19 protein-coding genes and 4 pseudogenes are annotated in these 23,193 nt (G+C 63.1%); 13 read left to right on the plus strand and 10 right to left on the minus strand.

Annotation, left to right across the window (positions count from 1 at the left end; translation table 11 throughout):
- Window position 1 precedes the first annotated feature (1 nt).
- Genes ACUCV3_RS14470 through ACUCV3_RS14480 form a run of 3 tightly spaced genes read right to left on the minus strand, consistent with a single transcriptional unit; the run spans window position 2 to window position 1,274 of the window.
- Complete coding sequence (locus ACUCV3_RS14470) at window positions 2–568, minus strand: RNA polymerase sigma factor (protein ID WP_482240704.1); 567 nt, start codon at window positions 566–568, stop codon at window positions 2–4.
- Entirely contained in the window at window positions 565–1,002 is a 438-nt protein-coding gene (locus tag ACUCV3_RS14475) for a periplasmic heavy metal sensor (RefSeq protein WP_029547545.1), read from the minus strand. Before ACUCV3_RS14475 ends, ACUCV3_RS14470 begins: the two co-directional genes overlap by 4 nt.
- Entirely contained in the window at window positions 1,002–1,274 is a 273-nt protein-coding gene (locus ACUCV3_RS14480) for a hypothetical protein (RefSeq protein ID WP_482240705.1), read from the minus strand. Before ACUCV3_RS14480 ends, ACUCV3_RS14475 begins: the two co-directional genes overlap by 1 nt.
- 132 nt (window positions 1,275–1,406) lie before the next feature.
- Between ACUCV3_RS14480 and copC the strand changes: the two genes are divergently transcribed.
- The 5 genes from copC to ACUCV3_RS14505 all read left to right on the plus strand — a co-directional run bounded on the left by copC (window position 1,407) and on the right by ACUCV3_RS14505 (window position 6,322).
- Window positions 1,407–1,784, plus strand: coding sequence for a copper homeostasis periplasmic binding protein CopC (copC, locus tag ACUCV3_RS14485; RefSeq protein ID WP_007406420.1), 378 nt, complete (start codon window positions 1,407–1,409; stop codon window positions 1,782–1,784).
- Window positions 1,785–1,788: 4 nt separating this feature from the next.
- The gene (gene copD / locus ACUCV3_RS14490; RefSeq protein ID WP_007406374.1) at window positions 1,789–2,733 is read left to right on the plus strand and encodes a copper homeostasis membrane protein CopD; all 945 of its coding nucleotides are present in this window, start codon (window positions 1,789–1,791) and stop codon (window positions 2,731–2,733) included.
- A 36-nt stretch (window positions 2,734–2,769) separates the two neighbouring features.
- The gene (locus ACUCV3_RS14495; protein ID WP_482240706.1) at window positions 2,770–3,444 is read left to right on the plus strand and encodes a class I SAM-dependent methyltransferase; all 675 of its coding nucleotides are present in this window, start codon (window positions 2,770–2,772) and stop codon (window positions 3,442–3,444) included.
- A 107-nt stretch (window positions 3,445–3,551) separates the two neighbouring features.
- On the plus strand, window positions 3,552–5,909 hold the full coding sequence (locus ACUCV3_RS14500; RefSeq protein WP_004206948.1) for a heavy metal translocating P-type ATPase: 2,358 nt from the start codon (window positions 3,552–3,554) through the stop codon (window positions 5,907–5,909).
- A complete protein-coding gene (locus ACUCV3_RS14505) occupies window positions 5,906–6,322 on the plus strand; it encodes a MerR family transcriptional regulator (RefSeq protein ID WP_010336581.1) in 417 nt (138 codons plus the stop codon). The genes ACUCV3_RS14500 and ACUCV3_RS14505 overlap by 4 nt, the downstream gene beginning before the upstream one ends.
- 241 nt (window positions 6,323–6,563) lie before the next feature.
- Here ACUCV3_RS14505 and ACUCV3_RS14510 read toward each other — a convergent pair whose 3' ends face one another.
- Window positions 6,564–7,679 carry an IS110 family RNA-guided transposase gene (locus tag ACUCV3_RS14510; RefSeq protein ID WP_004206949.1) on the minus strand — a complete coding sequence of 372 codons (1,116 nt, stop codon included), beginning with the start codon at window positions 7,677–7,679 and terminating at the stop codon, window positions 6,564–6,566.
- Between the two features lie 738 nt (window positions 7,680–8,417).
- On the opposite strand from ACUCV3_RS14510, the pseudogene ACUCV3_RS14515 reads away from it, so the two are divergent.
- Window positions 8,418–8,573: pseudogene (locus ACUCV3_RS14515) on the plus strand (recombinase family protein); the annotation flags it as partial.
- Between the two features lie 63 nt (window positions 8,574–8,636).
- Window positions 8,637–9,442 (plus strand): annotated as a pseudogene (locus ACUCV3_RS14520) (transposase); the annotation flags it as partial.
- A 210-nt stretch (window positions 9,443–9,652) separates the two neighbouring features.
- On the opposite strand, the pseudogene ACUCV3_RS14525 reads toward ACUCV3_RS14520, so the two are convergent.
- Window positions 9,653–10,949, minus strand: a pseudogene (locus ACUCV3_RS14525) (IS110 family RNA-guided transposase).
- Window positions 10,950–11,102: 153 nt separating this feature from the next.
- Here ACUCV3_RS14525 and ACUCV3_RS14530 point away from each other — a divergent pair.
- Both ACUCV3_RS14530 and ACUCV3_RS14535 read left to right on the plus strand, forming a co-directional pair.
- Window positions 11,103–11,450, plus strand: a pseudogene (locus ACUCV3_RS14530) (integrase core domain-containing protein); the annotation flags it as partial.
- Window positions 11,451–11,508: 58 nt separating this feature from the next.
- Window positions 11,509–11,793, plus strand: coding sequence for a recombinase family protein (locus tag ACUCV3_RS14535; protein WP_482240707.1), 285 nt, complete (start codon window positions 11,509–11,511; stop codon window positions 11,791–11,793).
- Window positions 11,794–11,852: 59 nt separating this feature from the next.
- On the opposite strand, the gene ACUCV3_RS14540 is transcribed toward ACUCV3_RS14535, so the two are convergent.
- The 5 genes from ACUCV3_RS14540 to ACUCV3_RS14560 form a co-directional block, all read right to left on the minus strand.
- Window positions 11,853–12,323 carry a MerR family transcriptional regulator gene (locus ACUCV3_RS14540; RefSeq protein ID WP_017503287.1) on the minus strand — a complete coding sequence of 157 codons (471 nt, stop codon included), beginning with the start codon at window positions 12,321–12,323 and terminating at the stop codon, window positions 11,853–11,855.
- Between the two features lie 81 nt (window positions 12,324–12,404).
- Window positions 12,405–14,066: a long-chain-fatty-acid--CoA ligase gene (locus ACUCV3_RS14545; protein ID WP_284114337.1), complete on the minus strand. Its 1,662-nt coding sequence runs from the start codon at window positions 14,064–14,066 to the stop codon at window positions 12,405–12,407.
- Window positions 14,067–14,080: 14 nt separating this feature from the next.
- Window positions 14,081–15,388, minus strand: a complete 1,308-nt coding sequence (locus ACUCV3_RS14550; RefSeq protein WP_036526777.1) for an OmpP1/FadL family transporter — start codon at window positions 15,386–15,388, stop codon at window positions 14,081–14,083.
- Window positions 15,389–15,420: 32 nt separating this feature from the next.
- Complete coding sequence (locus tag ACUCV3_RS14555; protein ID WP_026109759.1) at window positions 15,421–15,825, minus strand: DUF2147 domain-containing protein; 405 nt, start codon at window positions 15,823–15,825, stop codon at window positions 15,421–15,423.
- Between the two features lie 211 nt (window positions 15,826–16,036).
- Window positions 16,037–16,681: a DUF3422 family protein gene (locus ACUCV3_RS14560; RefSeq protein WP_099233883.1), complete on the minus strand. Its 645-nt coding sequence runs from the start codon at window positions 16,679–16,681 to the stop codon at window positions 16,037–16,039.
- A 282-nt stretch (window positions 16,682–16,963) separates the two neighbouring features.
- Between ACUCV3_RS14560 and ACUCV3_RS14565 the strand changes: the two genes are divergently transcribed.
- Genes ACUCV3_RS14565 through ACUCV3_RS14580 form a run of 4 tightly spaced genes read left to right on the plus strand, consistent with a single transcriptional unit; the run spans window position 16,964 to window position 23,189 of the window.
- Window positions 16,964–18,100, plus strand: coding sequence for a thiolase family protein (locus ACUCV3_RS14565; protein WP_004206969.1), 1,137 nt, complete (start codon window positions 16,964–16,966; stop codon window positions 18,098–18,100).
- Window positions 18,097–20,448, plus strand: coding sequence for a 3-hydroxyacyl-CoA dehydrogenase/enoyl-CoA hydratase family protein (locus ACUCV3_RS14570; RefSeq protein WP_025290591.1), 2,352 nt, complete (start codon window positions 18,097–18,099; stop codon window positions 20,446–20,448). Before ACUCV3_RS14565 ends, ACUCV3_RS14570 begins: the two co-directional genes overlap by 4 nt.
- 45 nt (window positions 20,449–20,493) lie before the next feature.
- On the plus strand, window positions 20,494–22,284 hold the full coding sequence (locus ACUCV3_RS14575) for an acyl-CoA dehydrogenase C-terminal domain-containing protein (protein WP_025290592.1): 1,791 nt from the start codon (window positions 20,494–20,496) through the stop codon (window positions 22,282–22,284).
- Window positions 22,281–23,189, plus strand: coding sequence for an NAD(P)H-dependent flavin oxidoreductase (locus ACUCV3_RS14580; RefSeq protein ID WP_025290593.1), 909 nt, complete (start codon window positions 22,281–22,283; stop codon window positions 23,187–23,189). The genes ACUCV3_RS14575 and ACUCV3_RS14580 overlap by 4 nt, the downstream gene beginning before the upstream one ends.
- The last annotated feature ends 4 nt before the right edge of the window (window positions 23,190–23,193 follow it).

The raw sequence follows: 23,193 nt of genomic DNA on the forward strand, positions 1-23,193 counted from the left end.
CTCAAACTTTCTTCAAACTTTCCGCGAGGCGCGCCCGGGCGCGGTAGAGGCGGGTCTCGACGGCCTTCTGGGAGATGCCGAGGATCTCGGCGGTTTCGGCTTCCGATTTCTCGTCGATCGTCCGCAGGATGAGCGTGTCCTTGAGCGAGGCGGGCAGGGCGGCGATCGCCGTCATCGCCTCGGCGAGTTGCTGTTCGGCATCCAGGGCGCGGTCGGCCGAGGGGGCGTCGTCGACGATATGTTCGGCTTCGCCCAGAGGAAGGGCGAAGGAAAAGAAATTGCGGACCGCACGGCGACGGCGCCAGTCGTGGCATTTGTTGATGACGATCCGCGACATCCAGACCGGGAAGGGCCGCGTCCCATCATAGCGGCTGAGCGCGGAAAAGGCGGCCACGAAGCTCGCCTGAGTGACGTCGAGCGCCTCGTCGGGGCTACCGACATGGCTGCGCACGAGACGGTGTACCCAGCCCTGATGCCGGCGGACCAGCTCGCCATAGGCCGCTTGCCGGCCTGCAAGCGCCAGAGCCGCAAGCTCCCCGTCCGAGCAGTCGGGGAGGTGGAGCGTCATTTTTTCTCGGCCGTCAGCGCTTTCACCACGGCGTCGTCGAACTTGTCCGTCTGATCCGGGCGCAGCACGGCCCGCATCGCGAAGATATGCTCGAGTGTTTCCTTCTGCAGCGCGCCCATCGCCTGGTGCGAGCGATCCACCGCCCCTGCAACCCGAGGACCATAGCCATGCTCCGCCTCGATCGCCTCGGCGAGCCGCGCGTTATCGGCGCGCAGTTCGGCCTCCAGTGCCTGACGCCGGATCGCATAGTTCTTCTCGATCGTCTCGAGACGGCTATGTTGCGCGGTGTCCAGCTTCAGATCGCGATGGAGCAGGTCGTGCAACTCATTTTCGACCGGGCGCACCGGAACCACATAGACGCGGCCGATGACCACACCGGCGATCGCCGCGGCAAAGGTCAGCAGGACGAGGAGCAGGAGCCGGCGGTCGCGCATCATTGTGAACTCAGCAGCGTCGAAGGAGCGAGCGCGGGCCGCGCGTCAAAGGGCGATATCGGCCCGGCTTCGGTCGACCGCACAGGCACGGCCGAGCCGGCAATTCCCAGGAACAAGGCTGCTGCCGCGGCGATACCGAATGTCGTGGCGCTCAGGCGGCGCATGGCCTGGAGCCGGGCGATCTCGGCCATGACGCGGCTGTCCAGCCCGGCAAGCCGGGGATCGAGCGGCGCTTCCCGCAACCGGCTGAGCATGTCGTCGAGGTGGTCCATGATGTTTCTCCGTCTTCACTTCTCAATACGCAGGATGGTCCGGCAACCCTTGTCCGGGAACAAAAAGAAAATTGCGAGGGGTGCAGGTCGCGGCTGCGTATTCTCTCATGTCACTGACAGGAGAATGTCCAAATGCGCTTCTTTTCGCCGCTCGCAGCCATCGCCGCCGTCGGCCTGAGTGTTTCGGCTCCGGCCTACGCCCATCCCAAGCTCGTGTCCTCGACGCCCGCCGCCAACGCCAGCGTCCCGGCGCCGTCGCGTATAACGCTCACCTTCAGTGAAGGTCTGATGCCGAAGCTGTCGGGCGCCGAGATCGTGATGACCGGCATGCCCGGCATGCCCAACCACCGCATGGCGGTAACCGGCTTCAAGACGTCCGTCGAAGGCGACAAGACGCTCGTGCTGACGCTCGCCAAGCCGCTCATGGCGGGCAGCTATCAGGTCGCCTGGCACGTCGTCTCGACCGACACGCACCGCATCCAGGGCAATCTCGCCTTTACCGTCAAGTGACGCCATGAACGACGTGGCACTCGTCGCCGTCCGCTGGGCGCTCTACGTCGATCTCGGCCTGTTGTTCGGCCTGCCGCTGTTCGCGCTCTATGCGCCCGGCGGCGGCCGGATGGTACAGCGGCATCTGCCGATGGTAGCAATGGTGGCCGGTCTCGCCTGTCTCGCCCTCCTGCTGTCGGCGCTGGGGTTCGCGTTGCAGGCAGCGGCCATGACCGGGCTGCCGCTCACCCAGCCTGATCTTTCCATGGTCGCAGAGCTGTTCAACGGCACGTCCATGGGAACGGCGCTGAAGGCGCGCCTCGTCGCGCTCCTCGTTCTTCTGCTCTCCATCCCCTTCTATCGCCGGCAATCCCGTCCTGCCTTCATCGCCTCCACTCTGGCAGGCGCGGTCGCACTCGCGACCCTCGCCTGGAGTGGGCATGGCGCGGCTGGCGAAGGCGAGGCGGGCTGGCTGCAACTGGGGGCCGATCTCATCCATCTGCTCGCCGCCGGCGCCTGGGTCGGCGCGCTTGCCGCATTCCTCGCGCTGGTACTTCCCAGGCTCGCAACCGACGATCTCGCCGCTCAAGACATGGACCGGGTCACGCTCGCCGAGGAAGCGTTGCGGGGCTTCTCCCTCGTCGGCACGATCATCGTCGCCCTGCTGATCCTGACCGGGACGGTGAACGGCTGGTTCCTCGTCGGTCCGGGCAACATCGCCTCGCTCGGGCAGTCGACCTACGGCCTGCTGCTCATCGCCAAGCTGCTGCTGTTCGCCGGCATGCTGGGCCTGGCCGCGCTCAACCGTTATCGCCTGACCCCGGCACTTGCGCAGGCGATCGAGGAAGAGGACGCGCCACGGGCGCAGGCGCTGCTGCGCGCGAGCCTCGTCGTCGAAGGCGGTCTTGCGATCGTCATTCTCGGGCTCGTCGCCTGGCTGGGGACACTATCGCCGCCCATGTCGATGTAGCTTATCGTTTCGGACGCCTCGCGTTGGGAGAAGCCAATGCAATCCTACACCCCGCCCCTCGGGACCGGATCGACGAAAGACTATGATCGCGCGATCCGCCTGTGGACGCGGGAGAAGCGGTGGCGTGCCGCCATGCTCGCCGCCCTGGCGCCCAAAGCCGGTGAGACGGTCGTCGACGTCGGCTGTGGCACCGGCAGCTTCGCGCTGATGCTCAAGCAAGCCGAGCCCAGGACGCAGGTGATCGGTCTCGATCCCGATGCCGAGGCGCTCGACATCGCGCGGCACAAGGCCGCTGTGCGGCGGGCCGATATCGACTGGTGTCAGGGATTTGCCAGGGACGTGGCCCCGGGTACCGCCGACGCTGTCGTGTCGAGTCTCGTGCTGCATCAGATGCCGGTCAGGGAGAAGGCGGCAACCCTGCGCGCCATGTTCGCCATGCTGCGCCCGGGTGGGCGCCTGGTGATCGCCGATTATGGCCGCCAGCAGGGTTTCATGCGGCTTGCCTTCCGCCTGACCGTGCAGCGGCTCGATGGCATCGATGATACCCGGCCCAATGCCGACGGCGTGCTCCCCGGCCTGATCGCGGCGGCCGGCTTCAGGCATGTGGCCGAGACGTTTCGGCTTTTGACCATCACCGGCGCGATCGACTTGTTTACGGCGCATCGACCGGCGCAGGACCACGGCCTTACGGTTGCCAATGACCTTGGCTGATGGCGGCCAGGCGAACGGGCCCGCCGATTTGTCCGCTTAGGCGATTACGTATTGACCCTGACACGGTGTCAGACCCTAGATCGTCAGGCGTCGAAAGGAGCAAGGCGATGAACGAGACACATGGAGCGGCGCATGGCGGCGGTTGCTGCGGCGGCCACAGCGCCGCGAAAGCGGCGACCGGCGTCAAGGACCCGGTCTGCGGCATGACCGTCGACCCGGCGACCACGGCGCATCAAGCCGAGCATGGCGGTGAACGCTATCATTTCTGTAGCGCGGGCTGCCGGACCAAATTCATCGCCGATCCCGAGCGCTATCTCGGCCCGCCAGCGCCGCCGGTCGCGGCGCCCGAAGGCACGATCTGGACCTGCCCGATGCATCCAGAGATCCGGCAGGACCATCCCGGATCCTGTCCGATCTGCGGCATGGCGCTCGAGCCCGCGACCGTGACTGCCGACAGCGGCCCCAGCCATGAGCTGGTCGATTTCACACGGCGCTTCCGGGTCGGCCTGATGCTGGCCCTCCCGGTGCTGATCCTCGAGATGGGCGCGCATCTCTTTCCCGCGATCCATCGCCTCGTGCCGATGTCGATCTCGGTATGGATCCAGTTCGTGCTGGCGACACCCGTCGTGCTCTGGGCGGGCTGGCCCTTCTTCGAGCGTGGCTGGGCCTCGCTCAAGACCCGCAACCTCAACATGTTCACCCTGATCGCGATGGGGACCGGGGTCGCCTGGATCTACAGCGTCGTCGCGACGCTCGCGCCCCAGCTGTTCCCGCCCGCCTTCCGCGGAGAGGACGGCATGGTTGCCGTCTATTTCGAGGCGGCCGCGGTGATCACTGTCCTCGTGCTGCTCGGCCAGATGCTCGAACTGCGCGCGCGCGAGCGGACCTCGGGCGCGATCAAGGCGCTGCTTAACCTTGCTCCAAAGACCGCGCGCCGGATCGGTTCCGATGGCAGTGAAGAGGAAATCAGCCTCGATCTCGTTGCGGTCGGCGACCGCCTGCGTGTGCGTCCCGGCGAGAAGGTGCCGGTCGATGGCGTGGTCGAGGACGGCCGTTCCTCGCTCGACGAGTCGATGGTCACCGGTGAGTCCATGCCCGTCACCAAGGCCAAGGCCGACACGGTGATCGGCGGCACGCTCAACCAGACCGGCGCGCTCGTTATCGTCGCCGACAAGGTTGGCCGGGACACCATGCTGGCGCGCATCGTCCAGATGGTCGCCGAGGCGCAGCGCTCGCGCGCGCCGATCCAGCGCATGGCCGATCAGGTGTCGGGCTGGTTCGTGCCCGTGGTCATCGCGGTCGCGGTGGTCGCGTTCATCGCCTGGGGCATCTGGGGCCCCGAGCCGCGCTTCGCCTACGGGCTGGTTGCGGCGGTCGCCGTGCTGATCATCGCCTGTCCCTGCGCACTGGGTCTCGCCACGCCGATGTCGATCATGGTCGGGGTTGGCCGCGGCGCCGGGCTCGGCGTCCTCATCAAGAATGCCGAAGCGCTCGAGCATATGGAAAAAGTCGACACGCTCGTCGTCGACAAGACCGGCACGCTGACCGAAGGCCGGCCTGCCGTCACCCAGATCGTGCCGGCGCCCGGCTTCGACGAAGCCGAACTGCTGCGGCTTGCCGCCTCGGTCGAGCGGGCCTCCGAGCATCCGCTCGCGCTGGCGATCGTCGAGGCCGCCAAGGATCGCGGCATCCCCACGAGCGACGTCACCGACTTCGATTCCCCCACCGGACGCGGCGCGCTCGGCACCGTCGACGGCCGCCGGATCGTGCTCGGTAATGCGCGGTTCCTCTCGGAAGAGGGCATAGCAACCGACGCGCTGGCGGAGCAGGCCGACGCCCTGCGCCGGGATGGCGCCACCGCGATCTTCATCGGCGTCGACGGCACCGTCGGCGGCGCCTTTGCAATCGCCGATCCCGTGAAGCAGACGACGCCGGAGGCCCTGGCCGCACTCAAGGCCGAAGGCATTCGCGTGGTGATGTTGACCGGCGACAACCGCACCACAGCAGAGGCGGTGGCAAGGCGGCTCGGCATTGACGATGTCGAAGCCGAGGTACTGCCCGACCAGAAGAGTGCCGTCGTCGCGCGGTTGAAGAGCGAGGGACGCGTGGTGGCGATGGCCGGCGACGGGGTCAACGACGCCCCCGCACTGGCTGCCGCCGATGTCGGCATCGCAATGGGATCGGGCACCGACGTCGCGATCGAGAGCGCGGGCGTGACGCTGCTCAAGGGCGATCTCATGGGCATTGTGCGGGCACGGCGGCTGAGCCAGGCGACCATGTCCAACATCCGCCAGAACCTGGTCTTCGCCTTCATCTACAATGTCGCCGGGGTGCCGGTGGCGGCGGGCGCGCTCTATCCGCTGTTCGGCATCCTGCTCTCGCCGATCATCGCGGCCGCCGCCATGGCGCTCTCCTCGGTCAGCGTGGTCACCAACGCGCTGCGCCTCAACCGGAAAGCGCTGTGAACATCGGGGAGGCGTCGAAGCAAAGCGGGGTCTCGGAGCGGATGATCCGCCATTATGAGAAGATCGGCCTCATCCCGGCGCCGCCACGCCGGGGTGCGGGCTATCGCGACTATGGCGCGCGCGATCTCCATCGCCTGCGGTTCATCGCAAATGCCCGCGATCTCGGTTTCCCGATCGAGGAGATCCGCACGCTGTTGGGCCTTTGGGCAGATATTGGACGGGCAAGTTCGGAGGTGAAGACCCTCGCATTGGCTCGGGCTGAAGAGCTTCAACGCAAGGCCGAAGCCTTGACCAGTTTGCGCAACACGGGGGCGTCACATAAAACGGGCACAGATATACGCTCTCATGACTGCCATCCGAGACGCTGGCCGAGTTTACTCCTTCGCTGGCCTCGAGACCAGCGGTCGCATTGACCTTGGCGGGTGTGCCGCGGGCGCCTGATCGACGACGATTGATCATGCTCTCATCCGCGGGTTGATTACCGCACTACCCGTATCCGTCGCTGGGCCTATCCTCCGTCTAAGTTCGGGCGTCGGACGAACCTGCCCCACCGTACACCGTGGATTGCCCATCACAGTCGGGTGCCCGCGGCACGCCGGCCAAGGCTATGCAGTTGGCGCGCTGGCGCCTCCTCTCGTTAATGTCGTGGGTGGATCAGCCGGCTATCGCCGGCGACACCCGACGGGCGATGTCCCAGGCATAGCCGACCAGTTCACGCGCGATCGCGGTGGTCACCTTGGGCTGAGGCTTGCCCGTGGCCGCCAGGCGACGGTAGCGCTGGCACAGGCGAACCTGCGCTTTCCACCCGATCGCCTGGATGTCCTCGGACAAGTCGATGACCCGCTCACGGTAGCGTCGTTCCTCGCGAGCGGGCAGTCGATACGACCAGCCCGCCTCAATCAGCATGGTTCGTGCCTGCGCGTTGCCCGCGCGGGTGATCCGGCCCCGTTTGGTCCGAGCGCCGCTGGAGTGCTCGGACGGCACCAAGCCGACATACGCCATCAGTTGCTTGGGATTGTCGAAGCGGGTGAGATCGCCTACTTCAGCGACCAGCGTCGCAGCGCTGACCAGCCTGATACCGCGCAGGACCTGTAGATTGCGGACCAGCGGCGCAAAACACCATGCGTCCACCGCTTCAGTCAGCGCCGCTTCTAAGCGCCCAACCCGTGCCTGCGCCTCCAGCACCCGCTTCTGCATTTCCTCGAATGCCAGCTGTTGGTGGGGAAAATCGAACCGCTGCTCGGACAACCACCGCCAGTACATTTTCGTCCAGGCCGCCTTGCCGCCGAAACGACGATCATGACGCAACAGGAAGCTGCGCACTGTCTGCTTGGCTCCGATGGCATCATCTTGCGCGCTGCGTCGCGCGCGGATGAGATCGCGTACCGCCTCGTGCGCTTCGTCCGGTATCCAGATTGCGGTGAGTTCGCCAGCGCGTAGCAGCCGCGCCAGGGTCATCGCGTCACGCCGGTCCGTCTTTACATGGTCACCCGGGCGCCGCGGCATCATCGAGGGGGCGATGACGATGCAATTCTGTCCCAGCTTCGTCAGCAGCCGATGCAAGCCATACCCGCAGGGACCAGCTTCGTAGCAGACGTTCAACGTCACGCCCGGTCCAGTCAGCCGCTTGACCAGCTTCCTGATCGCATCGTCCTCGTTGGCGACCGTGCCGACGAAACGCACCTCGCCTCCGCGTTCCCCATCGGCAACCGCGACCGCAATGGTTTCCTTATGAACGTCCAGACCAACGTATTTCACCGTCTCCGTCATGACTCGTCTCCGCTGCTGACAAATCCATCATCAGCATCTCAGATTCGAGCCTCCGAGGCTCTGGCAGTCATGGGGTCTGAGGCCTGAGGGCGTCGGAAAACACCTGATTTTCGGTGCTGACTGCCCTGCAGTGGACGTGGTCGGTCGATATTATGAGGCTAACCATCGCTCGCTGTTGGGCGACGTCGCACATTTTCTGCATATTGAATTTTGATTATCGGGAGAACCATATGAGGTGTCTTGCCACAAGCAGCGCGGTGAGCGCCGCTCTGCTTCTTTTCAATCAGTCGGCACAGGCTCAATATGCGCCCGTCGATCCAATGCCGATGGGGCAAACGGCGACCAGTACGATGGCGAATAAACTGTCTGGCGACATCGCCAACGGGAACTCGCGGTCCAATTCGGTATCGGCCCGATGTCTTGCTGATTCTGGTCCGGGACCGGAGAGGCGCGCGATGGAAGCCGAATATAAGCGCCGGTTAGCTGCAAAGGGAACCGCGAATGCGAATGCATGGCGGGCCGAACATGGTCGCCGCTATCGTGCGGCTCTCGTTGCAGCAGGGAAGTGCAAATAGTTAACCGAGTTTGCCTGCTATTCCGGTAGGCGGCAATCACATGTTTTCCGACAGGGTAGCATCGCAACCAGGCTACGCCTCGACAACCATGGTTGATTTTGCACGACAAACCCTGTCGCTTTGATCTAGTGCGCGACAACATCAATTTCAGGGTTTGTCGCACATGCTCATCGGGTACATGCGTGTCTCATCGGTCGATGACCGTCAGTCGGTTGACCTTCAACGCGATGCCCTCCTCGCCGCAGGTGTCGATGAGCGCCATCTCTATTCCGACAAGGCATCGGGCGCCCGGGATGATCGTCCCGGCCTGAAGGCTTGTGACCTGCCCCCCGAAGGATCCCTCATTCTGATGTAGAGTCTGCCCACGAGAAGGAGCAGACGCATGAGGAAGAGCCGTTTTACCGAGGCGCAGATCATCGGGATGATCAAGGAACAGGAGGCCGGACTTCCGACGGTGGAGGTTTGCCGCAAGCACGGCCTGAGCACGGCGACCTTTTACAAGCTGAAGGCGAAGTACGGTGGCATGGAGGTATCGGACGCCCACCGGTTGCGGCAGTTGGAGGACGAAAACGGCAAGCTGAAGCGGCTCCTGGCCGACAGCATGCTGGACAACGCGATCCTGAAGGACCTGCTGGGAAAAGGCTGACGACGCCGGGCCAGCGGCGCGACGTGGCGCTCGGCGTGATGCGGGACTACCAGGTCTCACAGCGTCGGGCCTGCGTGCTGATTGGCGTCGATCCCAAGACGGTCAGGCGCGAACGCCCGCCGGACCACGGAGCGATCCGCGAAGCCATGCGGGAGATCGCAGGGCAGCGCCGTCGGTTCGGCTATCGCCGGATCGGCGTCATGCTGGAGCGCAAGGGCATGAGCATGAACCACAAGAAGCTCTACCGGCTATATCGGGAAGAAGGCTTGTCTATACGCCGACGACGCGGCCGCAAGCGCGCCCGAGGCAGCCGGACGCCGGTGCCGGGAGCACTTCGTCCTGGTGACCGCTGGTCGATGGACTTTGTCGCCGATACGTTTGGTGCGTCGCGCAAGTTCAGGATTCTGGCGATCAACGATGATTGCTGCCGGGAGAACCTGTGCTTGGCCGCGGACACCAGCATCTCGGGAGCTCGGGTGGCGCGCGAACTGGATGCGCTGGTTCGCCTGCACGGGAAACCTGCTTGCATTGTCAGTGACAACGTCCTATGTAGGGAAGCAGCAGCGGGCAAAGGCCAGCAGGTCTCGTTGCGCCGAGTGTAATCGGCGCTGATGATTTTTATGATCCAGATGGCTTCCATCGTCAAGGAATGCGCTCTCGGCCATAGCAAACACAGGATCCAGCAGCCGCGTGGGTCGTGGTCCTCACCGTCCTTAAAATGAGATACGGATGCCAGATGGAAGGCCCGAACATTATCTACAGGGTCGCGGTAGCGCCCTCACGGCTGCACAGAGAGGGGTCCTTCCATCTGGTGTCCGCCCGTTCGACGAACGGACGGTACTCGGTTCCCGTCTTGATGACGGCATGCGCAACGCGCGCCATTTTGGCGGTGAGCGCGGTCATCGCCTTGCGACGGCGATCGGGGTCGTTGGGATACCCGGCGACATAGCGCCCCAGCTTATCGCGGAAGCTGTTGTCGCGCTGGCGGATCGCGACCTGCGTCGCCATCCAGAATGTACGCCGCAACCGGGCATTGCCATACTTTGACAGCTTGGTCCGACCGCGGAACATACCGGACTGACAGGTAGCGAGGTCGAGGCCACAGAACTTGAGAAACTGGCGATGATGGCTGAAGCGGCGCAGATCACCGGCCTCGGCAAGGATCGTCAGGGCATTGATCGGTCCGATGCCTGGGATCATCCGCAGAAGCTGATAATCGCGGTTCGCGGCCAGCGCGTCATGGGCGATCCGCTCAATCTCATTGCGTTGTTGGATCAGGGTACGAGCCTGAGCGACGACCATGCGGAACATCGTGATCGCAGTGGAATCCTCGTCAATCGGCAGCGCGATCGATGCAGAGGCGGTCTCATAGATATCGTTGACTACCCGGGCCTTGGAGACCTTGCGACCGATCAACGGCCAGGCCTGTTCAGTGAAGGCTTCGCGGCCGATCGAGATGATGCTCCCCGGCGTCGGGAAACGTTCGATCAGCGCCAGGAACCAGTCAGACCGGCTGTTGCCGGCGAAACGCTCGATCTCCGGGAAATACAGCGGCAGGTAGTGGGTCAGGATCCTATGCCAGGCCTGGGTCTTCGCCTTTGATATGGCTTCATGCGTCTTCGACATCTCCTGCAGGTCGTTGATCCCGGCGGCGAGCGGATCGACGTATCGCTGGGTGGCGCCAATCCGCAGCATGTGCAGGATCACTTGCGCATCCTTGGAATCGTTCTTGTCCCAGCCATTGTGCAGAGCCTCGCGCGTTCGAGCCAAGGCAACGGACGAGATCAAGCGCAACTCGAAGCCGGCGGACAGCAGGCGATGCGCCAGCGTGCGATGGTAGTTACCAGTAGCCTCGAAGCCGACGATGATCGGACGCCCGATGTCGCTAAGATCCGTGGCCAGGCGATCATAATCTGCCTTTGTCGCCATCACCGTCATGCGACGTCGGGGTCCGCCTTCTGGACGTTCGATCAGGACCTCCTGGCGGTGTTTGGACATATCGATGGCTACCAGCACGGCGTCGGTGGGATTAGAGCTACGCTTGGTCATGGTCGGTCTGTCTCCAAAGGGTTGAGTCGACAACTTCACTTTAGAGACCTGCGGGCCGATCATGACCGCCTTGATGAAGCCTGCGGGCGCTACGCGCCCTTGCCTTCATCAAGGCAGTGCGCCCCTTCGAGGGGCCGCTTCCCAATGTGCTATGGCACTGAATTTACGAGCCGGGCGATCCTGCAATGGGCCAGCCAGAACAAGGTCGAGTGGCATTACATCGATCCCGGTAAGCCCCAGCAGAACGGCTTCATCGAGAGCTTCAACGGCTCATTGCGCGATGAGCTGCTCAACGAGGAGCTGTTCGACAGCTTGGCTGACGCCCGCCGGAAGCTGGCCATCTGGCGCTACGACTACAACCATGTTCGCCCCCACTCATCGTTGGGAAATCGAACGCCTGCACAAGCGCGTCGGACGTTCGTGCAGGACGATAGCATCACGCCCGGCGCGCTTGTGCAGGCGAGCATACCGGAATATTCAACCGCAAGACTCTCGTTATGATCGAGGGACCGCCGGGGGGCAGGTCACTTGCCTCGAATTCCTGAAGGCCGGCGACACCTTGGTCGTTTGGAAACTCGACCGTCTCGGGCGATCATTGACCAATCTTCTGGCGATCATAACCGATCTGAAAAATCGAGGTGTGGCCTTCCGATCGCTAACGGAGCAGATGGACACAAGCACGCCCCATGGTGAATTGCTGTTTTCGCTCTTCGGCGCGCTCGCCCAATATGAACGCGCGCTCACGCGTGAGCGGGTGATGGCAGGCTTGGTCGCAGCTCGACGACGGGGCCGGTTCTGGGGCGGCCTTAGCGATCGGCGCGGCGCTCGTCGCTTGACGGCTTAATTGGATCGGGGGCGCCGCGATCAAGCGTTACCGCTCGGTTAGAGAATGGGATGACCAAATTATCGCTGCAACTTTGCCATCGCTTCCACTTCGATGGTTGTAAGCTCGTCGATTGTCAGGTCGAGCGCAGAGCGCTGCGTCTTCAAGTCGACCAACCTTTCCCGGATGCGGGCAATCAATCGCTCCATTTGCTCCTTATGCTCGGGATCGGCATCGTAGAGATCGAGAAACTCCTTGATTTCCTTGATGGAGAAGCCAAGGCGTTTGCCGCGCAAAATCAGCTGTATGCGTCCGATCTCACGCCTGGAATATGCCCGGGTACTGCCTACCCGTTGAGGGGCGATAAGCCCCTCCTTTTCGTAGAAGCGTAGCGTGCGAAGTGTCAGTCCGAGTTCCTGAGCGACATCCTGGATGCCGTACACTTGTAAATCCGCATCCTTTGCGCGGGTTCTCCCCTTGTGCGTGGGGTTGTCGCGATCCGCGTCCTTAAGCGTTTCATCGTCCTCGGCGAGGTGGAGCGAGTTCCCCATGCCATCCACTCCCTGTCCTCCAATCACGGCTACCCTACCACTCAAGCGCATAAGCCTCGTAGCTTGACAGGGGATAGAGGCTCAGGCGAGCTTTTTGTTCTCCTCCTCGATCAAATCCTTCTTCGAAAGTTTGCCGATCAACGTCTTGGGCAGGCTGTCCCGGAATGCGAAGGCCTTGGGCATCTCGATCTTGCTGAGGCGATCCTGCAAAAAGACCTTGAGTTCATCGACGGTCAGGTTCGATCCCTCGTGCAGCGCGATGAACAACTTGGGAGATTGACCTCTGTAGGCGTCAGGAATCGCGATTGCGATCGCCTCCTTTACCGCCGGGTGCTGGTAGGCCGCATCCTCGATGATCCGGGGATATACATTATATCCGCCACAGAAGATGATGTCCTTGATGCGGTCGACGAGGAAGAGATAGCCATCCTCATCAAAATAGCCGATATCGCCGGTTCGTAGCGCGCCATCGACGAAGACAGCACTGGTTTCTGCAGGGCGCTGCCAATAGCCCTTCATCACCTGAGGGCCGCGGGCGCACACTTCTCCGCGTTCTCCCTGGGGAAGAACCCGCGAGGGATTCTCCGGATCTCGGATCTCGATGATGGTGCCGGGGAAACTTGGGCCGCAGCTATTGTCCTTCACCGTCCCAAACAACGGGTTGCAGGCGATGATCGGGGCGGTTTCGGAGAGCCCATATCCTTCCACGACCCTGGCACGCGTGCGTGCCTCGAACTCCTCGCGTACCTCGAGCGGGAGCGGTGCGCCGCCGGATATACAGGCGCGCACGGCCGAGAGATCGGGTATCTCGTCGTCCGGAAGCGCGTTCAGGGCAACATAGATCGTAGGCACGCCGAAGAACTGTGTCGGCGGCTTGCGCTTCATCGTCCTGAGAACCTGCTTCATCTCAAACCGTGGCAGCAGGACGATTTCGGCGCCGATTTCGACTGAGAAGTTGAGCACCGTCGTGAGTGCGAAGACGTGAAACATGGGCAGGACGCCGAGAGTTCTCTCCTGCTGCGGGCGAAGTCCTCCCACATGCACCACCATCTGGGCGCTGTTCGCCGTGAGGTTGGCGTGGGTCAGCATTGCGCCCTTGGGCACGCCGGTTGTGCCTCCGGTATATTGAAGGACCGCGACATCATCAGGGTGACGTTCTACCGCGTCAGGTTCGGCATCATGGGCGAGAAGCGCCTTGAGCCGGACATGAAGGCCTTCGTCGAGTATCCGCGCGTGGTCTTTTCGCTTGAATAGCGCAAAGCCCAGGCCTTGCAGCCAGGGCAGCATATCCCTCATGCCGCACAACACGATCTTGTCCAGCCCGGCACGTGGCGCGACGGCTTGCACTTTCTCGTGGATTATCCGGACGTCCGGTACCGCCATCATGCGCGTTCCCGAGTCCCGGATCTGATGCTCCAGTTCGCGCTCCGTGTAGAGCGGGTTGAAGTTGACCACGATCGCACCCACGCGCAGCGCGGCGAAGTACAATATCACGAAATAGGGGCAGTTCGGCAGGCACAGGCCGAACCGATCGCCCTTGCGCAGCCCCTGATCCTGCAATCCACGTGCTGCACGACGAACGAGTTGCCCCACCTGCGCATAAGTCCAGGTTCGCCCGAGAAAGTCGATGGCGACGCGTTCGGGATAAAGGTTCAACGCATTGTCGAGGAGGTCGGTCAGGAGCCGTGGCGGAATTGCCGGTTCCGGTATCGACGGGAAGGCGCTGATGGCGGGCTGGGGCATGGCGATCTCCAGCATCAGAAGTGGAAACGTCCGCCGAGCGACAGCACGACGGCGTGCGCGTCCTCGAGCTTGCCGTCCATCAGGATCGGCGTCTGCACGGCCGTGCCGGCATAGGCCGCTGTCGTGCGATCAATAGTCGTATCCTTGAACGTAATATACGCTGCGCCCGCATCGAGCGTGAACCGGGAAGACACGGCATAGCTTGTGCCGGCAGCGAAATTCCAACGGTTGCTGTCAGGCACTCGAGCGTCCCGATTGCCGTTGCGCGTCGGGGTCTGGGCGTGTTGAACGCCGGCACGAACGGTCCAGGCTGGTGTGACCGCGTAATCGATGCCGCCTGCGAAGCTCCAAGTGTCCCGGTAATTTTCCGGGATTGAAACGTTGAGCGGCGCGCCGAGCCGGATAGCGTCGAATTTCGACCAACCCATGCGGGTCACCTGACCGTTGAGGGTGACCTTGGGCGACACCGCCACGCGCGCTCCGAAGATCGCCTGCCAGGGGGTCTCGAACGTGGCGTTTGCATTCACTACGCTGTTTTGCCCGGCGAGCGGACCAAGAAGACCGGTCGTCGTCACCGAACCGTCGAGATTATGCTTCACGCTCGACTTGTAGCTGGCGCCCAGTTGCATGGGGCCGGCGCGATATTGCAGCCCGGCCGACCAGCCAAGATCCCAACCATTGCCTTTCAGCTCCTGGTGGCCGTCGGCGAGAAGAGGCGATAGGTTCGGCAGATAGTTGGACAATGATGCGTCGGCATATTCGATATTAAGCGCGGCGCCGATGCTGAGATTTGGCGTAACGAGGTAGGCGATCGATGGCTGGATGTCGTATGTTCGCAGCTTGGTCTTGTCGGCGCTATACCGTGCCCAGCTGTCGGCATCATAATTGGTTGTGAAGCTATAAGGGGAGGCGACGGTCAGCCCCAAAGCGAGCCGTGATGTCAGGCCGACGGCTATCGCGCCGGAGGGTAGTACGCCATTATTGATCGGATCACGAGAGCGTTGGCTCCCGCCTACAGCCGCAGCCGACTGCCCGGGACGGACAATGAGCGTGTTGACATTGTCAACCGACCCTTTGGGAAGGATTACGCTTACGGCCTGGTGGGCATCGACTCCTTCCATGCCTGCGATCGCAGCCGGATTCCACCAGAGGGACTGTACGCCCTGGTCGGCGACCTCGCCCGAAAAGGCTCGTCCGGCACCTCTGGACGATTGTTCCTGAAGGTAAAAGGCCTGCGCGCTCGCGGCTTGCGGCGCGAGCAATCCAGCCGCCACGGCCGATGTTGCGATCCCAACTTTCCAATTTTTGCCTGCCACGCCCATCTCCCCTTTCGTGATTGTCAAATTCCTCGTGCTTATCGGAGGCGCGTCCATGTCTGCGTCTTGCACAGGGGCCAGACGATGCAGCCCTTGAGGCGCAAATGATCCCGATCGGCTAACGTGACCGTCGCGCTGTATGTACCGCCATCCTCAGCGTTGTAGATGGAACCACCCGACCAACTGCCCGACTTCCACGTAAAACCCTGCAGAATCTGCAATCCACGAAGCGGACGACCGCGCAACGCAGCGGTCTTGTTCTTTTCGTCACGTAGTTCGGGGTTGGCTTTGATCCCGTCGGAACTGATCAAGGCACCGCAGATCGATTGCCCGCAGCGGGTGATTTCCACGACGCCATGACGGCTCTCGGTTTGCCAGCGACCGACAACGGTGTCGGCGGGCAATGCAGTGCTCGAAGCCAGTAGTGTCAGAATGATCGACATTGTTCCTCTCCGCGCGCCTTCAGGCGACCGTCTGTTTCACGTCTGGAGCCAATATGCGGCAAATCAGCGTCCCATAACCATCTAGATGACGTATAGGTAAGTCAATAGCTCAATGCGTCATCAAAATGCCTATTAGGTTGTGTGCGAATTGGAGGGGTCAGGCGCTGCTGGCCCCGTCGTCAGGGTTCGGGCGTGTTCGTGTGTGACGCCGTCAAGCTATTGATCTGTGCGTGCCTTCAAGAAAGGAAAGATTGCGATAATTGCCCAGTTCCTGAATGCGCTGGATGGAACGCGACACTTCGCCGTCAGCCGCCCCGTTCGCGGCAACGACCAGGCGCCCGTAGCCGCCGGCGTGAATGCGAAAGTCGCTCCAGATCCGGACGCTATCCCCGATGATGCAGGAGACGAGATGGCCCGGATGGAAGTCGGCCCGATCGACAACCGGCTCGGCGTAGCTATCGTTCGCCACAACGACGATGTGGGTTGCGCGGATGACCAGGCCCGGCAGCGTTTCCATCCACTGCAAGGTATCACTGAAGGGGCCGACGTTGGGAGCAGACCAGAACTGCGCGTCCGCGCTGACCGAGGTTGACGTTAGCGTCGTGGTGACCGCTTCACTGTGCCTTTCCCAGGCCAGCCGCCCGTTGGCGGACCACTCCGTTTCCAGGTGGCGCAGGTTGCGATCGAGTCCAGAGGCACATCGCTGCTCCAGGATCAGCCATTCCTTCTCCCGGTCATTCTCATCGACCAGGCGAACCGTCTGAAATGCCATGGCGGGCAATTCGAGTGCAGGAAAACGGCGCAGATGCATTTCGCCGACGATCTGACGCCGGAGGGGATGCTCAGAAAATCGCATGTGTGCGCCTTCGAAAACAGGTGCAGTGGCGCTTGGGGAGAGGCGCAGCCGTCGATAAGACGGGCGCGAGCATCATCGCCGGGATGAGAGTGCGCGGTTTTTCACTGGCGAGCATCCGTACGTTCCTCGGCCAAGACCTCCGATATCAAGCCTCCCGGGAACCGGTGCATGACGATTCCCTCGACGGCGTGAGAAGGGTGCCAAAGATTTTAGTTGACGTAAACGTCATTTCACGCACCATTAGGTAATCAGATGTCCGATTCCCTGGAGAGGCTATCATCGATGCGTAATGTGGTTGTTGCGGGCTATGCCCGGTCCCCCTTTCACCTGGCAGGCAAGGGCGCGCTGGCGCGCGTCCGCCCTGACGATCTGGCCGCTCAGGTCATTCGCGGACTGATTCAGCAGACCGGCGTGAAGGCCGAAGATATCGAGGATATCGTGCTGGGCTGCGCTTTTCCTGAAGGCGAGCAGGGCTTCAACATCGCGCGCCTTATCGGTCTTCTCGCCGACCTGCCGCTCTCTGTCGGCGGCATGACCGTTAATCGCTTCTGCGGATCGTCGATGAGCTCGGTCCACATCGCTGCGGGCCAGATTCAGCTTGGCGCCGGCGAGGCCTTCATCTGCGCGGGCGTGGAGTCGATGAGCCGCGTGCCGATGATGGGGTTCAATCCGCTGCCGAACCCCGAGCTCGCGAAGAAGAGCGCCGCCTATATGGGCATGGGCGACACGGCGGAGAATGTCGCGACCAAATATCAGATCACCCGTGCCCAGCAGGAAGCCTTTGCGGTCGCCAGTCAGGACAAGGCGGCCGCGGCTATCGCGGCCGGCAAGCTCGAGGCCGAGATCGTGCCGATCACGACCAAGGCGGGCGTGGTCGACAAGGATGGCACGCCGCGTGCCGGCACGACGACGGAAACCCTCGCCGGGCTGAAGCCGGCCTTCAGCCAGGACGGCACGGTAACGGCGGGAACGTCCTCGCCGCTGACCGATGGCGCAAGCGCAATCCTGGTCACGAGCGAGGATTATGCGCGCGCGCATGGACTGCCGATCCTTGCCCGCATCAAGTCGGTTGCTGTCTCTGGCTGCCAGCCGGAGATCATGGGCATCGGACCGGTCGAGGCCTCGCGCAAGGCGCTGCAGCGGGCGGGGCTCAGTGTGGACCAGCTTGACGTTGTCGAGCTCAACGAAGCCTTTGCGAGCCAGTCACTGGCCTGCATCAGCGACCTGGGGCTTGACCAGTCGAAGGTCAATCTGGACGGCGGCGCCATCGCGATAGGCCACCCTCTGGGGGCGACCGGTGCGCGGATCGTGGGCAAGGCCGCGGCTCTGCTGAAGCGCGAAGGCGGCAGCTATGCGCTTGCCACCCAGTGCATCGGCGGCGGTCAGGGCATCGCCACCGTGCTGGAGGCGGCGGAATGAGCGAGCAGGCCATCAAGCCAGTCGGCGCCCCGCCGGAAACCATCAAAAAGGTCTGCGTGATCGGCGCAGGCGTCATGGGCGCCGGCATCGCAGCGCAGGTCGCCAATGCCGGCGTGCCGGTGCTGCTGCTCGATATCGTGCCCAAGGAGGGCGGCGATCGTGACGCCGTGGCGAAGGGTGCGGTCGCGAAGATGCTGAAGACCGATCCGGCGCCCTTCATGTCGAAGGCTGCGGCGAAGCTCGTTGAAACGGGCAATATCGACGACCATCTCGAGCGGGTGGCCGAATGCGACTGGATCGTCGAGGCGATCGTCGAACGGCTCGACATCAAGCAGGCGCTCTACGCCAAGCTCGAGCAGCTCAAGCGTCCGGGCACGGCGGTATCGTCCAATACCTCGACGATTCCGCTTGGCCATCTGGTCGAGGGGCGGGACGATCAGTTCAAACAGGACTTCCTGATCACCCATTTCTTCAATCCGCCGCGCTACATGCGGCTCATCGAAATCGTGACCGGCCCCGACACTGATACGGCTGTGGCGAGGCGCGTCTCGGATTTCGTCGATCGAAAGCTCGGCAAGCGCATCGTGCCGGCGCGGGACACGCCGGGCTTCATCGCCAATCGCATCGGTACCTACTGGCTGGCCGTCGCGATCAATGCCGCGATGGACCAGGGGCTGACGGTGGAGGAAGCCGACCAGATCGGCGGAAAGCCGATGGGCGTGCCCAAGACCGGCATTTTCGGCCTTGTCGATCTCGTTGGCGTCGACCTCATGCCGCTGCTCACGAAGAGCCTGTCCTCGACGCTGCCGGCAGGTGACGCCTATTTCGACACGGTGAGGCCGATGCCGCTCGTCGACAGGATGATCGCGGAAGGCTTTACCGGGCGGAAGGGCAAGGGCGGTTTCTACGCGTTCGACAAGGCGACGAAGACCAAGAAAGCGCTCGATCTCGCGACCGGCGAATATCGCGTATCGGTGAAGCCGGCTTCCTTGCCGGGCCGGGCCGAGAAGGACCTGGCAGCATTGGTTGCTGCGCCCGGCAAGGTCGGGGCCTATGCCTGGGAAATTCTCGGCAAGGTTCTTTCCTATGCCGCGAGTCTGGTCGGTGAAGCTGCGGACAACATCGTCGGCATCGATGACGCGATGAAGCTCGGCTACAACTGGAAGTTCGGGCCGTTCGAACTGATCGATCGCCTCGGGCCGGGCAAGCTCGCCGAACGGCTGGCGGCCGAGGGGCGGGATGTTCCCGCGATCCTCAAGGTAGCCGGAGATCGGCCATTCTACCGGGTGCAGGACGGCCGTCGGCAATATCTCGATGCCGCCGGCGACTATCATGATGTCGTGCGGCCCGAGGGCGTGCTGCTGCTGGAAGACATCAAGCTTCATAGCCAGCCGATCCTCAAAAATGGCTCGGCGGCACTCTGGGATGTCGGCGACGGCGTTGCCTGCCTTGAGTTCACCGGCAAGATGAACGCGCTCGACGGCGATGTGATGAAGCTGATCGGTCAGGCGATCCCGGTCGTGCAGGACAAGTTCAAGGCGCTCGTCGTCTATAATGAGGGCAGCAATTTCTCTGCCGGCGCCAATCTCGGCCTTGCCCTGTTCGCGCTGAACATCGCGGCATGGGGCGAGATCGAAAAGCTCGTCGCGGGCGGGCAGCAGGCCTACAAGGCGCTCAAATATGCGCCGTTCCCGGTCGTGAGCGCGCCGGCCGGCATGGCGTTGGGCGGTGGTTGCGAGATCCTGCTCAACAGTGATGCCGTGCAGGCCCATGCCGAAAGCTATGTGGGTCTGGTCGAGTGCGGCGTGGGCCTGATCCCTGGCTGGGGCGGATGCGGTGAAATGATCGATCGCTGGCGCTCCAGTCCCGGCATGCCCAAGGGGCCGATGCCGGCCGTTGCCAAGGTGTTCGAGACGGTATCGACGGCCACTGTGGCAAAGTCGGCCGCCGAGGCGAAGGAGCATGGCTTCCTGCGTCCGTCGGACGGCATCACGATGAACCGCGACCGCCTGCTGGCGGATGCCAAGGCGAAGGCACTGGAACTGGCGGACGGTTACAAACCGCCCGTGGCTCCGGAATTCCGCTTGCCTGGCGCGGGAGGCAAGTCCGCTCTTTCGATGGCTGTCGAAGGCTTCCAGGCCCGTGGCCTCGCAACCTCCTACGATGGTGTCGTGTCCGGCGCGCTCGCCGACGTCCTGACGGGCGGCGAGAAGGATCTGATCGACATCGTGACCGAAGAGGATCTGCTGGCGCTCGAGCGCAAGGCCTTCATGCAACTGGTGCGCGACCCGCGGACCCAGGCGCGCGTCGAGCAGATGCTCGTCACCGGCAAGCCGCTGCGTAACTGATTGGCGGCCGGCGGCCCGAGGGCCGACTGGTCAGGAGATATAAATATGCAAGTCTATGACGCCCCGTTGCGCGATATGCGCTTCGTGCTCAACGAACTCCATGCCGATGACGGCTTCGGGGACATTCCCGCGCTGGCGGAGTTCACGCCGGATCTGACCGATGCCATCCTCGAGGAGGCGGCGCGCTTCTGTCGCGACGTGCTCTTGCCGATCAATCGGTCGGGCGACGAGGAAGGATGCCATCTGGAAAACGGCGTTGTGCGGACGCCGGCGGGGTTCGCGCAAGCCTATAAGCAATTCGCCGAAGGTGGCTGGACCGCGCTCGCATCCGATCCAGAATGGGGTGGGCAAGGGCTGCCGGAAGCGGTCAACAAGCTGGTCGAAGAGATGATCTGCTCGTCCAACCTTTCCTTCGGCCTCTATCCGGGCCTCACCCATGGTGCGACCACTGCGATCGAGGGCCATGGGAGCGACGCGCTCAAGCAGGCCTACCTGCCCAAGATGGTAAGCGGTCAATGGTCCGGCACGATGTGCCTGACAGAGCCTCATTGCGGTACCGATCTCGGGCTCCTGCGCAGCCGCGCGGTCCCGCAGGGCGATGGCAGCTACAAGGTCACCGGCTCCAAGATCTTCATCTCCGCCGGTGAGCATGACCTGACCGAGAATATCATCCATCTCGTGCTCGCCCGCCTGCCCGACGCCCCCAAGGGCGTAAAGGGCATCAGCCTGTTCCTCGTTCCCAAATATCTTCCCAAGGAGGACGGCACTCCCGGTCAATCGAACGGCGTCGCCTGCGCCGCGATCGAGCACAAGATGGGTCTCAAGGCGTCGGCGACCTGCCAGATGAACTTCGACGATTCGACCGGTTGGCTGGTCGGCGAGCCGGGCAAGGGCATGGCCGCCATGTTCACGATGATGAACACTGAGCGCGTCTCTGTCGGCATTCAGGGCCTCGGTGTCGGTGAAGCCGCGTATCAGGCGGCCGCCTGGTATGCGAAGGACCGTATTCAGGGCCGGGCGCTCTCGGGCCCCAAATATCCCGAACAGGCTGCCGATCCGATCATCGTCCATCCCGATGTTCGCCGCATGTTGATGACGATGCGGGCCTATAATGAGGGGTGCCGGGCGCTCTCGGCCTGGGTCTCGCGCGCGCTGGACGCGGAAAAACATTCTCCCGAACCCGAAGTGCGCCAGCGTGCGAGTGACTTCATCGCGCTCATGACCCCCGTCGTCAAAGCGCTCTTCACCGACCTTGCGTTCGACAGTGCGAACCTCGCTGTCCAATGCTATGGCGGCCACGGCTACATCCGCGAAAGCGGCGTCGAGCAATATGCCCGTGATGCCCGGATCACCATGATCTATGAGGGGACGAACGGCGTTCAGGCGCTCGATCTCGTCGGCCGCAAGCTCGGCGCCCATATGGGCCGCTATCTGCGCAGCTTCTTCCATCCGGTGTCGGCTTTCATCGAGGAAAACAACGTCGACGGACCGATGAAGCCGATGGTCGAGGCGCTCGCCAAGGCGTTCGGGGCGCTGCAGCTTTCGACGGCCACGGTCGCGCAGCGGGCACTCAAGGATCCCGAAGAGGCGGGCGCGGCGTCGGCGGACTATCTGCGTCTGATGGGCCTGGTGGCCATGGGCTATTGCTTTGCCAAGGCGACCAAGATTGCAGGCTTGCAGCTCTTCTTCGGCAGCGAGGACAAGCGCTTCTACGATGCCAAGATCAAGACGGCGACGTTCTTCTTCGAGCGCATCCTGCCGCAGGCGACGGCCAGCTTCCTGGCGATCAAGGCGGGCAAGAAGTCGCTGATGGCGCTGGAAGACGACGTGTTTTGACGCTTCCGGCAAGCCTCGAAAAGCGGCTGGCCATTCCAGCCATCGTTGCGCCGATGTTCCTTGTGTCGGGACCGGACCTTGTCGTCAGTTGCTGCGAGGCGGGACTGCTTGGCACGTTCCCGGCGCTCAATCAGCGGACCAGCGAAGGTTTCGGTGAATGGCTGGATGAAATCGAGGAGCGGCTGGCTCCCATGCCGGGAGCGGCGCCCTTCGGCGTCAACCTCATCGTCCATAAGAGCAATCCGAGGCTCGACGCCGATCTGGAACTGATCGTTCGGCACCATGTGCCATTGGTCATCACCTCGCTCGGCGCCGTCGCGGATCTTGTCCAGGTGGTTCAGGGCTATGGCGGGCTGGTCTTTCACGACGTGACGAACGTGCGTCATGCGGAAAAGGCGCTCGAAGCTGGCGTCGACGGTCTGATCGCGGTCGCTGCCGGCGCGGGGGGACATGCCGGCACGATGAGCCCGTTCGCACTGGTTGACGAGATACGGCGCTTCTTCCAGGGGCCGCTGGCGCTTTCCGGCGCCATCACGCGCGGCCACCAGATCGCGGCCGCGCAGATGATGGGGGCCGATCTTGCCTATATCGGATCCCACTTCATCGCGTCGGAAGAGAGTCTCGCCTCGCCGGCACAGAAAGACATGGTGATCGGGGCCGGACCAGCGGATATCGTCTATACGGACCGGGTCACCGGCGTCGGGGCCAATTTTCTCCGGCCCTCGCTGGAAGCCGCGACTCTCCCTGAGCCACATGGCGCGCTTTCGGTTTCGGAGGAGGCCAAGGCCTGGAAGACGATCTGGTCGGCAGGCCACGGTGTCGGCGCTACCACTGCCGTCCAACCGGCCCGATCCATCTGTGAGAGACTCATTGCCGAATATCAGGCGGCATTACAATCAGAGTAGGATT

It is taken from the genome of Sphingobium sp. VMM (genome assembly GCF_056790315.1).

Bases quoted from the DNA above. Each gene is read 5' to 3' on its own strand.
- ACUCV3_RS14470 (WP_482240704.1), bottom strand. From the start codon at position 568: ATGACGCTCCACCTCCCCGACTGCTCGGACGGGGAGCTTGCGGCTCTG.
- ACUCV3_RS14475 (WP_029547545.1), bottom strand. From the start codon at position 1,002: ATGCGCGACCGCCGGCTCCTGCTCCTCGTCCTGCTGACCTTTGCCGCG.
- ACUCV3_RS14480 (WP_482240705.1), bottom strand. From the start codon at position 1,274: ATGGACCACCTCGACGACATGCTCAGCCGGTTGCGGGAAGCGCCGCTC.
- copC (WP_007406420.1), top strand. From the start codon at position 1,407: ATGCGCTTCTTTTCGCCGCTCGCAGCCATCGCCGCCGTCGGCCTGAGT.
- copD (WP_007406374.1), top strand. From the start codon at position 1,789: ATGAACGACGTGGCACTCGTCGCCGTCCGCTGGGCGCTCTACGTCGAT.
- ACUCV3_RS14495 (WP_482240706.1), top strand. From the start codon at position 2,770: ATGCAATCCTACACCCCGCCCCTCGGGACCGGATCGACGAAAGACTAT.
- ACUCV3_RS14500 (WP_004206948.1), top strand. From the start codon at position 3,552: ATGAACGAGACACATGGAGCGGCGCATGGCGGCGGTTGCTGCGGCGGC.
- ACUCV3_RS14510 (WP_004206949.1), bottom strand. From the start codon at position 7,679: ATGACGGAGACGGTGAAATACGTTGGTCTGGACGTTCATAAGGAAACC.
- ACUCV3_RS14540 (WP_017503287.1), bottom strand. From the start codon at position 12,323: ATGGGGAACTCGCTCCACCTCGCCGAGGACGATGAAACGCTTAAGGAC.
- ACUCV3_RS14545 (WP_284114337.1), bottom strand. From the start codon at position 14,066: ATGCCCCAGCCCGCCATCAGCGCCTTCCCGTCGATACCGGAACCGGCA.
- ACUCV3_RS14550 (WP_036526777.1), bottom strand. From the start codon at position 15,388: ATGGGCGTGGCAGGCAAAAATTGGAAAGTTGGGATCGCAACATCGGCC.
- ACUCV3_RS14555 (WP_026109759.1), bottom strand. From the start codon at position 15,825: ATGTCGATCATTCTGACACTACTGGCTTCGAGCACTGCATTGCCCGCC.
- ACUCV3_RS14560 (WP_099233883.1), bottom strand. From the start codon at position 16,681: ATGCGATTTTCTGAGCATCCCCTCCGGCGTCAGATCGTCGGCGAAATG.
- ACUCV3_RS14565 (WP_004206969.1), top strand. From the start codon at position 16,964: ATGCGTAATGTGGTTGTTGCGGGCTATGCCCGGTCCCCCTTTCACCTG.
- ACUCV3_RS14570 (WP_025290591.1), top strand. From the start codon at position 18,097: ATGAGCGAGCAGGCCATCAAGCCAGTCGGCGCCCCGCCGGAAACCATC.
- ACUCV3_RS14575 (WP_025290592.1), top strand. From the start codon at position 20,494: ATGCAAGTCTATGACGCCCCGTTGCGCGATATGCGCTTCGTGCTCAAC.